The 11,172-nt window shown below is 62.5% G+C and carries 7 protein-coding genes; 2 read left to right on the top strand and 5 right to left on the bottom strand.

What is annotated here, in order from left to right; all coding sequences use genetic code 11:
* Positions 1-1,636 (bottom strand): PAS domain-containing sensor histidine kinase (locus tag VGY55_17170; GenBank protein ID HEV2971712.1); only part of this gene is annotated, 1,636 nt, incomplete at its 3' end.
* Positions 1,637-1,972: 336 nt separating this feature from the next.
* On the opposite strand from VGY55_17170, the gene VGY55_17165 reads away from it, so the two are divergent.
* The gene (locus tag VGY55_17165; GenBank protein HEV2971711.1) at positions 1,973-2,824 is read left to right on the top strand and encodes a hypothetical protein; all 852 of its coding nucleotides are present in this window, start codon (positions 1,973-1,975) and stop codon (positions 2,822-2,824) included.
* A gap of 173 nt (positions 2,825-2,997) precedes the next feature.
* Positions 2,998-4,002: a PQQ-binding-like beta-propeller repeat protein gene (locus tag VGY55_17160; GenBank protein ID HEV2971710.1), complete on the top strand. Its 1,005-nt coding sequence runs from the start codon at positions 2,998-3,000 to the stop codon at positions 4,000-4,002.
* A 5-nt stretch (positions 4,003-4,007) separates the two neighbouring features.
* Here the strand turns inward: VGY55_17160 and VGY55_17155 are convergent, their stop codons facing one another.
* The 4 genes from VGY55_17155 to VGY55_17140 all read right to left on the bottom strand — a co-directional run bounded on the left by VGY55_17155 (position 4,008) and on the right by VGY55_17140 (position 11,136).
* Positions 4,008-6,878: an ATP-binding protein gene (locus VGY55_17155; GenBank protein ID HEV2971709.1), complete on the bottom strand. Its 2,871-nt coding sequence runs from the start codon at positions 6,876-6,878 to the stop codon at positions 4,008-4,010.
* 48 nt (positions 6,879-6,926) lie between these two features.
* Positions 6,927-8,168 carry an ABC transporter substrate-binding protein gene (locus VGY55_17150; GenBank protein HEV2971708.1) on the bottom strand — a complete coding sequence of 414 codons (1,242 nt, stop codon included), beginning with the start codon at positions 8,166-8,168 and terminating at the stop codon, positions 6,927-6,929.
* 65 nt (positions 8,169-8,233) lie between these two features.
* On the bottom strand, positions 8,234-9,484 hold the full coding sequence (locus VGY55_17145) for an HD domain-containing phosphohydrolase (GenBank protein HEV2971707.1): 1,251 nt from the start codon (positions 9,482-9,484) through the stop codon (positions 8,234-8,236).
* 254 nt (positions 9,485-9,738) lie between these two features.
* A complete protein-coding gene (locus tag VGY55_17140) occupies positions 9,739-11,136 on the bottom strand; it encodes an LssY C-terminal domain-containing protein (protein ID HEV2971706.1) in 1,398 nt (465 codons plus the stop codon).
* Positions 11,137-11,172: the final 36 nt, after the last annotated feature.

Here is an 11,172-nt window from a genome sequence, read left to right as displayed (position 1 = left end):
GCTCTTCCCGCGGGGCGAGCGGCAGGCGCACGGTGAACACGCTCCCCTGGCCGAGTCCGGGGCTTGCCGCCTCGACGCGGCCTCCGTGCATTTGGACGAGGCTCTGGACCACTGTCAGCCCGATTCCCAATCCTCCCTGCGAACTCCGTTGGGTGCGGTCGACCTGGGTGAAGATATCGAACACTCGCGACAACATTTCGGCGGGGATGCCGACCCCGGAGTCGCGAACCGACACGACCACCTCGTCCCCTTCCTGCAAGGCTGTCAGCCAGATCTGCCCGCCATCGTGTGTATACTTGGCCGCGTTGTTGAGCAGGTTGGCGAACACTTGAGCCAACCGTAGCGAGTCGGCCTCCAGGACGAGCGGCTCCGAGGGCACGCTGATCGCAAGCTGATGTCCGGCCCCATCGATCATCGGGCGCGCGGTTTCCACGGCGGCGCGGATCATGGCGGCCAACTCGACGCGCCCCTTGCGCAACTCGATCTTGCCGCGCGTGATCCGCGAGACTTCCATCAGGTCGTCGACCAGCCGTACCATGTGGCCCACTTGCCGTTCCATGATCTCATAGAGCTTCTCCGCCGATCCGCTCTCGCCGCCGGAAAGCCGAAGAAGATGGAGCGAGTTGCGGATCGGGGCCAGTGGATTGCGCAGCTCGTGGGCCAGCGTGGCCAGAAACTCATCCTTGCGGCGGTCCGCCTCCTTCAGCTCCTCCTCGGCCCGCTTGCGCTCGGAGATGTCGTCGATCAGCCCGACATAGCCCTCCACGGCGCCATCGGGACGAACGTCGGGAACGTATCGCACCTCGACCGCCCGCTTCGCGCCAAATCGGTACGGCATCTCCGCCTCGAAATGAACCGTCTCGCCGGTGAGCGCTCGCTCCATATTGGGCCGCGCCAGCTCATGGGCGGCCGGGCCCAGCACATCGCCAACTTTTTGTCCGCGGATCGCCTCGGGATCGAGCCCGAACCATTCGCACAGCGTGCGATTGAACAGTCGGTAGCGGAAATCGCGGTCGACATAGGTGACGACGACGGGGAGCGAATCGATCACCAGCCGCAATTGCTGCGTGCTGCGCCGAGCCGCGTCCAATTGGTCGCGCAATTCGTATTGCCGCCGACGCGCCCGCAGCGCCGATCGCAAGGCGCTGACCAAGGTCGTGAATCGAGCGGGCCGTTCCACGACGGTGATATTGCCGAACAGCTCCATCGCCCGAACGGTAAGCGGGGAGTCGGCGCCCGACTCGGAAAGCATGAGGATGGGGACGTCGGACCAGGACGGCTGCCGCCCTAGCGCCGCGACCAGCGGCCGCAAATCACCAACGGCCAGGGCCTCTTCCGTCAACAAGATGGCGCCGGCGCCCTCGTCCAATCCACTTCCCAGCGTGGCAAAATCCGGGCAAACTTGGCAAGCCAGTCCCGCGATGGCCACAACCGACTGGTTCAAGGCCGAATCGGCGGCGTTCGGGGCGAACACCAGCACCCGTTCTTCGGTCGCGCTGAATGTCGGTGGATTCGCGCGCCGCGCAGTCTCAGCCCCCTTAGATTCCAAGAGCACTTCGTGATGCTCGTGACCCATCGGATGTCTTTCAACCTGATCCGGCGGCAGCAGCTTCGTGACGGCGCCGGAGAACGTCATCCTTGCCGAACTGCTATTTGACTACGATTAACGGGGATCGGTCAAGCGCTTGCCAATGATGGCCACCGAAATATGCGTCCGTGATTGGCTCCGCTGCTGGGGCGCTTCTTGCCACGAATTCTCGCTGCTAAACTATCGATGGCGGCGAAGGATGTATTGGCGTAGCTAAGAGCCTATCCGAGAGCCGCCGGGGATTGTCCCCCTTTTGCGCAGTCCGCGCAGCAAAACGGGGACTGTCCCCTTTGCCCAGGCGGTTCTCGGATAGGCTCTAAATCTACTCGCCGCGGTCCCGGAACAGGTGCTTCCCGATCCGCTCGTCGCACAAGGAGTTTGCGGATGAAACCAATACCCGGACTCACGATTTTCGCTCTCTTCTTTGGGGCTGCTGGCTCTCTACTCCAACCGGCAGAGGCTTCCGATCGTGGCGAGATCAGTGGGACGATCGTTGCTCTGGCGGACGATGCGAACGACGTCGCCGCGAGCGGGTCAAAGTCGGACAGCGGACAGAATTCGAAGATCCAAGCCATCGACCCGCCCGAGCGCGGTTTCTATTCGAAGCTGCTCCATTACGACGGCATTCCGATCAAGGCCCATGCGGATGTTTCGGATGAGGCTCTCATTCAGGCGAAGGCACGGTTGGCGATGATGCTCGAAAAGCTGCCGGCCGTTCGTCATAATCTGCGCACCGCCGGCGCCGAGTTGCACATTATTGGCAAGAACCAGGTCACCTCCGACCTGCCCGAGCACCGTCGCCTCAAGGGAAAGCCGTTCGATGGAAATCTGACAGTGGATCAGCGGACCCGCGGACTGGGTGGATTGCTGACGTCCTGCGGCGAGGAGAACCTTCTGCGGTTAGCCGACGACCGATACAAGGGCCGAGACATTTGCGTTCACGAATTCGCGCATTGCATCCGAAATCACGGGATTCCGGATTCGGTTCGCGACAAATTCGACGAGCAGTCAAAGCACTCGCTCGCTAAAGGCCAGTGGGTCGGCAGCTATGCGGCTAGCAATCCAGACGAGTTTTTCGCCGAGCTGTCCATGTGGTATTGGGGAACGCACGGCGATCTGCACATGAAAGGAGAGAAACCCGCCGTCGGTCGTGACGGACTGAAGGCGTATGACCCCGACGCGTTCGCGCTATTCGATGATTTCTATCGCGGAAAGCTGGAAATCGGCCACAAATGATCGATCCAGCCAGCTATGTTTTCAACCCGATTGGGTTGACTCGCATGCACCGCTGGACGGCGGTCGTTCGTGAACAAAAGATCCTAGGCCGCACCCCTGCGACCAGCTAGAATTTCCAAGTAACCAGCCTCGTTCACTGCCCCAAGCTCACGCCAGAAACAGGAAGGCCCGCCATGAAACGAATTAGCGCATGCTTGATGTTTGCACTTGGTCTGTTGATCACCAGCAGTAGCTTTGCGGCGGAACCGGCCGCGCCAAGCTATCACCTGATTAAGACGATTTCCGTCGGCGGTGACGGAGGATGGGACTACCTGACGTTCGACGCGGTCACGCGACGGTTGTATATCGCGCGGTCGAATCGAGTGACGGTATTCGACGTGGACAAGGAGGCGCTGGTCGGCGAAGTGCCGAAGACGGCCGGCGTGCATGGCGTGGCCCTCGTGCCGAAACTGGATCGCGGATTCGCATCGTGCGGCGGCGATTCGACCGTATGCGTATTCGATTTGAAATCGCTGGCCGAGATCGCCCGGATCGACGTCGGCAAGCGGCCCGACGCGATTCTTTTCGATCCGGCCACGAATCAGGTCTTCACATTCAACGCCAGCGGAAGTGCCACGGCCATCGATCCGGAAAAAGGGAAAGTGGTCGGCACGATCGAACTTGGCGGGAAGCCGGAGTTTCCGGTCTCCGACGGAAAGGGCCAGATTTTCGTCAACTTGGAAGACAAGAGTGAAATCGCGGCCTTGGATGCGAACAAGCTGACCGTGCTGCATCGCTGGCCGGTGGCCCCTGGCGAGGAGCCGTCCGGCATGGCGATCGACCGGGCCCGCGGCCGCGTCTTCGCCACCTGCGGAAACCAGAAGATGATCGCCCTGGACACCGCCACCGGGAAGGTCGTGGGGACCGCGCCCATCGGCGCGGGGACCGATGCTTGCGCCTTCGATCTGGACACCAATCTAGCCTTTAGCTCGAATCGCGATGGCACGCTCACCGTCGTGCGCGAAGATCCGGAAGGCAAGCTCGACGTCGCGGAAACCGTGGCGACTCAAGCCGGCGCCCGCACGATGGCGCTCGACCCCAAGACGCACAACGTGTTGCTCGTCACGGCCAAACCGAAGGCGGGCGAGCGGCGGGCCTTCGAGCCGGGATCGTTCGTGGTATTGGTGGTCGGGAAATAAACGATCTATTTCGCTCCGGAGAATTGCGGAGCAATGCACTGCTCGTCGAGCGGTGGCATCCGAATTTGACTGGCCAATTGGCGCAGCTCCGCGAGCGCGGCCTCGATCTCGCCGCATTTCCGGTTTTTTGCCAGGGCTTCCAGGGCTTTTGCAGGCTGCGTGAACGCCGGAAAGCCGGCGGTGCCGCCAGAGCCTTTCAACCAGTGGGCCAGGCCCGCCAATTCCTTGTAGTTCTCCGTTTCCAGCGCCCGCTGCATGGCGCTTAGTTGATCGTTTAGGCGCACGATGAAATCCGCAACGATCTCGCGGAACTCGGGATCGTCCATGGGAAGGGTCGAGTACACCGGCGCGCTTTCGGGAGACAACGTGTCGGGAGCCTTCTCTTTGGGAAAAAAGGGGTCGGGAGTCTTTTCTTGGCCTTGCTGGGTCGCGTGAGCCGCAATTTGAGAAAAGACTCCCGACCCCTTTTTGTCCGCCGACACGGATTCGCCTCTCTTTGCCCCCGCCATCGCGGCGATCGTGCTGACGAGCAAATCGGGGTCGATCGGTTTGGTGAGGTAGCCCGAGCAGCCGGCGGAGCGGCACTTGGCTTCATCTCCCTTCATGGCATGTGCGGTCAAGGCGACGATCGGAACCGTGGCGCCCTCATGCCGCAGCAGACTGGCGGCGGTATAGCCGTCCATCACCGGCATCTGCATGTCCATCAGGATCAAATCGAACGGGTCCTTCATCGCCCGATCGACGCCAATCCGCCCGTTCTCGGCCATCGTGATTAAAGCGCCGGAGCGCTTGAGCACGAGTCCGATCAGCTTGCGGTTTGTCTCGCCGTCCTCCACCAAGAGGATCCGAACGCCCTCGAGCGATGGCAGCGCGTCTTGCGTCAATCGTCGCGGGCATTTCAGGCCGTCCGCGGCAGGGGCCTCAAGAATCGCTATGCCCTCCAGCGGCCCGGTGGAAATCGTCACGGTGAACGTGCTTCCCTTGCCGACTTCACTCGCGACGCTGATCTCGCCCCCCAGGGCCTGGGCAATCCGGCGACTGATCGTCAGACCCAGGCCGGTGCCGCCGAACTGGCGCGTCACCGAATTATCGGCTTGCACGAACGGATTGAAAATATCGCTGAATTTGTCGGGATGGATGCCGACGCCGGAATCGACGACCCGCACTACCAGCCGCGGATCATGCTGGTCAGGAACGAGTTCGGCCAGGATTTGGACCGCTCCGACTTTGGTGAACTTGATGGCGTTGCTGACGAGATTCATCAGCAACTGCCGGAATCGCGCGGGGTCGGTGCAGATGGTTTCGGGCACGCCCCCGCGCCATTGGTACTCCAGGGTCAGGCCGTTCTCCACTGCCTTGACGCGGAGCACGGAGACGATTTCGCCGATGATTTCATGCGGCGAGCAGCGGACCTGCTCGATGAGCATTTGATCCGCTTCGATCTTTGACAGATCCAGGATGTCGTTGATGAGCCCGAGGAGATGCTGGCCGCTGGTGTGAATGGTTTGCAGATAGTCCTCGCGCTCCGTCGAGTCGCATTGGTCGCCGCACCTGTGGAGCAGGTCGGCGAAGCCGATGATCGCGTTGAGCGGCGTGCGGATTTCATGGCTCATATTGGCCAAGAACCGGCTCTTGGCCACGTTGGCCGCCTCGGCGGCTTCCTTGGCGAAGCGCATCTCCTCGCCGGCCCGAATCGCCTCGCTGTCGGCGAGAATCTTGCGAAACTGTTGGCGAAGTATCGCGCCGACCTTGAGCGACAGCGACACGAACAACAAACCGCAGATCGAGGCGACCAACGCGACCGTGTACCACGCGTTCTCGAAGCCCGCGGTCGATTTCGCCGCCAGCGATTGGATCTGATTCCGAATTGGTTTTTCGAACTCGAGCCGCGCGCCGTCGGCGGCGGTCACCGCGGCCGTAAGGCGGTTTCGGTTTTCCGTGCGCGCTCGGTCCAATAGCAAGCGCACTGCGCACTGGTGATAAAAGCCGTCCTCCTTGGTGACGATCGTCTGGTGCTCGTCGTCGGTCGACGCGCCGGCGCCGAAGACGGCGCTCATCAGATCGTCGCAGAGTTTCGCGGCCTGGGGAATTTGGGCGCGGTCGACTGCCGCCACCTTGGAAATCTCCAGGCGAAAGCGAGACAGCGCCGGACGAAATTCGTTGTCCTTCAAATCGCGGAGCCGATCGGGGCTGGCCGCGTTTTGCATTTCTTCGATCAACAGCGCCAAGTCGGCGAATTGGCGCTGCACGTCGGCCAGAGAATCGGATTGAAGGCTGGGAGCGATCAGGCTTTCCACAAGCTGCGGAGTGGCATCCTTACCCGCGGAGCGGAATTTGCGAACCAACATCGCCCTCCGCAGCCGTTCGCTGCCGGCCGCCTGCTCCAGCGCTTCGCGGACGTGTGCTAAGACACTGTCGACGTGGGCTTCCGCCATAGCATAGTTGGCGTCCGCGGCCAGGTGCCCGCGCGACCATCGCTGCGCCTCATCGCGGCAATCCACGACCCCCTTCAGCGCGCCATACACGGCAGCGGACGATGCGGGGGCGGTTCCGGATTGGATCGCTTGGTTGATGCGGTTCATCGCCGGCTGCATCACCTCGGCCGCCGGCAACATGGCGTAGTCCGGTTCACGACCAGACAATAGGGTGGAGGTGTCGCGCTGCGCGCGGGCCAGCACCTCGTTGATGCTGCCCAGCATTCGGTCCAGGTCTTCGGCGACCCCGTGCATCGCGGACTGGTTGGTGCGCGCACGAAACGTGCAGATCGCGAAGGCGACGAGCATCATGCTGCCCGCCGTGAGTCCCACGGCGATCACGGTCCAAACTAAGCGTGGCGCTCGGGCCGCGGTCACGTGCGTAGGTTTTTCGTCGGTCATGAACGCCTCCCCCGAGGTTCCGCACCGTTCGTCATTAATCGATCCAAGTCATTGCAGCAGCGCCTTCAGGTCCTTCCAGTCCATCGATCGGACCTTGGAATCGCGGATCACGGTTGGCCAGACCTGGTGGCTGGCCTGATGCGCGAGCGGGCCGACTTGCAACGGCTCACCCAGCCCCACGTCGAACGATCCCAATCCCTCCACGGCGCGAACCACTCCCTCGCGGTCGAACGGCCCCGCGGCATCGGTGAGTGCGCGGAGCAGGATGCGCGCATCGACATAACCTTCGAGCGAGGTGAAGGAAGGTTTGAAAGCTTCGTTCGAGGCGGCCAGGGCCGCACGGTACTTGCTCACCAGTGGCAAATCGGATTCGTAGTGCGGCACCACCTCGGTGACGATCACACCTTCGCCAGCAGCCCCCAGCGAGCCGGCTAGGTTCTCGGCGCCCACGAACGAGACGTTCAGGAACAACGTCTTCAGACCCGAGCCGCGCGCCAGTTGAATGAACTTCGCGGCAGGGGCATAGGGGCAAACCATGATCACCGCTCGGGCGGGCGTTTTCGCGTTAAGGATTTCGGCCAGCGCGCCTTCGACCGCGGTCGTATTGCGCTCGAAGCGCCCGTTAACCACGTTCGTTTCGTCTTTCAATCCGTGCCGCCGCAGAGCGGCCACGCCGCCGGCGAATCCCGAATCGCCGAAAGCGTCGCGCTGCGTAAAGAAAGCGATCTCGTCGAGCTGCAGGCCCGCCTTGACCAGGGCGTCCACCATGGACCCCGTCTCCTCGGCATAGCTGGCGCGATAGTTGATCACGTAGCGGTCGGGCGGGGTCTTGCGAAGCACCCCTGCGCCGGTAAAAGCCCCGAACAGCAGCGTCTTCGTTTCGTTGCAGATCGGGACCGCGACGACGGCCGTCGGAGTGCCGACGTTGCCAATCACGGCGACGACCCCTTCTTGCTCAATGAGCCGGTGCATGTTGGGCCCGGTCCGATTCGGCTCGTAGCCGTCGTCCAAGGCGATCAGCCGCGTCTGGCGACCGCGAATTCCGCCTTGTCGATTGACCTCGTCCAGGGCGGCCTGCACACCGGCCAGCACGCCCTGTCCCAGCCCTTCGGCCGGACCGCTCAGTGCCGTGGACATTCCCAGCACGATGGGTTTGGCAGGCGGCTCCGCTGCCGTGGCGGTCGCCCGCGGCGATACGACACAGGTGAGCAGCAGAAGCAGTCTCGCGGGGCTGCCATGACCGAAGTTGCTGGACAGCCGCTGGCGCCGCGTCGACCGAGAGTTGGGCATGATGGGCATATCAGGTCTCCAAATTGTGGATGATTAAGTGGTTTGGCCGATTCGAGGCCGCAAGGCTACTCGACGTCGGCAAGCTCGATTTGGATTTGCACGACGTCCTCGCGACACGACAGAAACGCCTCGACGATCCGCGGATCAAAATGGGTGCCGCTCCCCTCTTTGATAACGGTAAAGCACTTCTCGAGGGGAAATGCCGGCTTGTAGGGGCGCTTGCTGCTCAGCGCGTCAAAAACATCGGCTACGGCCGTGATCCGCCCGCCCAGCGGAATGTCGTCTCCGGCCAACCCGGCCGGATAGCCCGTGCCGTCCCATTTCTCGTGGTGGGTCAAGGCGATCTGGGCCGCCATCGCGATGATCGGGGAACTTTCGACATCCATGATCATCTCACCCAAGAACGTGTGCGACTTGAACGTTCGCCATTCGTTTGGCGACATCGGCTCGAAGGCATGCTTGCCGAAGACGACGTGCCGCTTCATGATTTCGAACTCATCCGGGGTGAGTTTGTCGGGCTTGAGCAGGATGTTGTCCGGGATGCCGACCTTTCCCATGTCGTGCAAGGGAGCCGCATGGGCGATCAGCTCGATCGTCGGTTCATCCAGCCCCAGCTTCCAGGCGATGATCTCGGCGTATCGGCCCACCCGGATCACGTGTCGGCCCGTCTCGTTGTCCCGGTATTCCGCGACGCGCCCCAGGCAATGGATCAGCTCCAACCGCGAGCGGGCCAACTCGGCAGTGCGCCGGCGAACTTGATGCTCCAACTCTTCCGCGTAGCCTTTCAGGTGATCGTGGTGTGCCTTGATTAACAGGGCGTTGCGCACCCGCACCACGAGTTCGGCCGTATTGAGGGGCTTGCCGAGAAAGTCCGTCGCGCCGAGGTTCAGGGCCTCCATCCGCGTCTCCGTGTTGTCGGCTGCCGTCAACACGATCATCGGGATATGCGCCAATCGTTCATCTTCGCGCACCATGCGCAGGATATCCAATCCACTGATCACCGGCATCATGACGTCGATGAGAATGACATCGGGCATCTCGCGGGCGATCATTTCCATGACGGGGACCGGATCGGTGCTCGTCACGAAATGCTGATACCCGGCAATCTTGAGGTGCTTTTGAACGACCTTGACATTCACCGGCTCGTCGTCGACCAACATGATTTTGGCCGTCTGGCTCAGCGTGCCGACGAGGGCCGCAGGGCGAAACAAAGTCGCTTGCGCCGGGGCCTCGTCCGCAGCGTGAATCGCGCCCTCGTACGACGCCCGATTCGGCGAACGCAGGCCGGGGGGCGACTGCAGATCGGCGGTTGACATAGAGTGTTTCTCGCGAGGGATAAGCGTTTGCCAGACGGGAGCGAGCCCGTCTTTGCTTTCAGACCATGAAAGACTAGCACACGCCACAAACCCTTGAGCCGCCAACGATTTCTCCCTCTTCCTCCGCGATGCGAGAGGAGCGAGGGAAGGCGCAAATGCTGCTGCGAGCGGTTGTTAGGCGTTCGCAGGAAAACGTTCGATAATCCGCCCCTAGCGAACGGATCGCTTTGCGGTTTAGCCCTCCGCAGCGTTCGTCAGGCGTTGGCGTCTATTGAAGCCCCCGGCGTCGAGAGCAGGACCGCGACCCGCTTGCCGTCGGTGAAATAGGGATCGCCGGTGAGGTTCCGCCGCGGCGCCGTGGAATCGCAGCGGCCGACGCCATCCACATAACCGGCGGCGTCGATCGCCTTGGCCTCGAACAAATCCTGAAAGACGTAGTCGCGCGATTCGTCCACGTCGGGGTCGATGCGATGCGTCGTCAGGTTCCAGGTCTTGAGCGTAAACCGCACGCCAATATCGCGGCTCACCTGCCCGACCCAGACGGGCTTGGCCGCGAACCGCAGCGGCGTCAGCCACAGCCGCAGGTGAATCCGCTCGTTGATCGAACGCCGGATTCGTTGCAGCGCTACATCCTGGCTGCGGCCCAACAAGTAGAGCGGGCTAACGGGGGAATAACGGTATTCCGATCCGAGCAGAAACGACCGCGCCGTCCGCCAACAGGTCGCCAATGTGATCGTTTCGCTTTCGTCCCATCGCGGGGCGAATGCCCCGAGAATCGACTCGAACTCGCCAACCACGACCAGATTGACCGGATCGCCGGAGCCGGTCCCTCGATGATTACTCGTTGCCGGCGGCAGGGCACGGAGATGCTCGACCAATGACAAGAGATCGCACGCGACGAGCGACCCGGCGGGGCAAAGCGCGCTGAAGTCGCGGCGAAGATAGTCGGCCGCGATGCCCGGCACCGGGATCGAAAACGTGAAATCGACCGCCGGCTGCGCGATGCCCGCTGCTGCCGACTCCATCGGCGCGACGGCCGACTGCACGGTCGGGCTGGCCTCGGCGATTCGCTTGGCCACATAGAGCGAATTGCCGGCGGCGTGCAGGCAGACGCGGACAGTCTTCGTCCCCGCGTCGAGCCGGGTGAACACGAATCCCTCGGACTCGCCGCCGGGAGGAATCGGCCGCAAGTGAAATGCCTGGCCCTGAAAAAACTCGTTCATTCGCCGGTTCGATCGGCGCGCCGTTATGAGTTTCAGCGGAATCAGCAACAAAAGCGGCAGGAAGAAAAGCCAGCCGATCAGCCCGAAAGCGGAGAGCCGCCTGGCGATCGAAAAGTGATTGGCGGCGGCGGCCTCGAGCGGCGTGTAGTAGCTCGGATCGATGCTCACCAGGTGCAGCCGAAGCGGCAACCCACCTCGATTGACGATTCGCAAATAGACGGGCTGAATGCCGCGCCGCGCGATCGGCACGCCAAACAACCGCTCGCTCTCGCGGGCGTCAGGCACGGCCGCCGTCACTATGGCCAGCGGCCCTTCCTGCGTCTGCGCGCGGGAAAGAAACTCACGCACCAGCGGCTGCGGCCGATACGGGACGGTGAACAACCGGAGGAAAACCGCCTCGGTGCGCCCCGTTGCCCGGTCACTTGACACGCTGGTCCCCGTGGATCGGCTTTTCGTTTTTCAATC

This window comes from Pirellulales bacterium (assembly GCA_035939775.1).
Taxonomy (GTDB): domain Bacteria; phylum Planctomycetota; class Planctomycetia; order Pirellulales; family DATAWG01; genus DASZFO01.
This window is presented reverse-complemented; position numbering and strand designations above follow the sequence as displayed.

Bases quoted from the DNA above. Each gene is read 5' to 3' on its own strand.
- VGY55_17165 (HEV2971711.1), top strand. From the start codon at position 1,973: ATGAAACCAATACCCGGACTCACGATTTTCGCTCTCTTCTTTGGGGCT.
- VGY55_17145 (HEV2971707.1), bottom strand. From the start codon at position 9,484: ATGTCAACCGCCGATCTGCAGTCGCCCCCCGGCCTGCGTTCGCCGAAT.
- VGY55_17150 (HEV2971708.1), bottom strand. From the start codon at position 8,168: ATGCCCAACTCTCGGTCGACGCGGCGCCAGCGGCTGTCCAGCAACTTC.
- VGY55_17160 (HEV2971710.1), top strand. From the start codon at position 2,998: ATGAAACGAATTAGCGCATGCTTGATGTTTGCACTTGGTCTGTTGATC.
- VGY55_17155 (HEV2971709.1), bottom strand. From the start codon at position 6,878: ATGACCGACGAAAAACCTACGCACGTGACCGCGGCCCGAGCGCCACGC.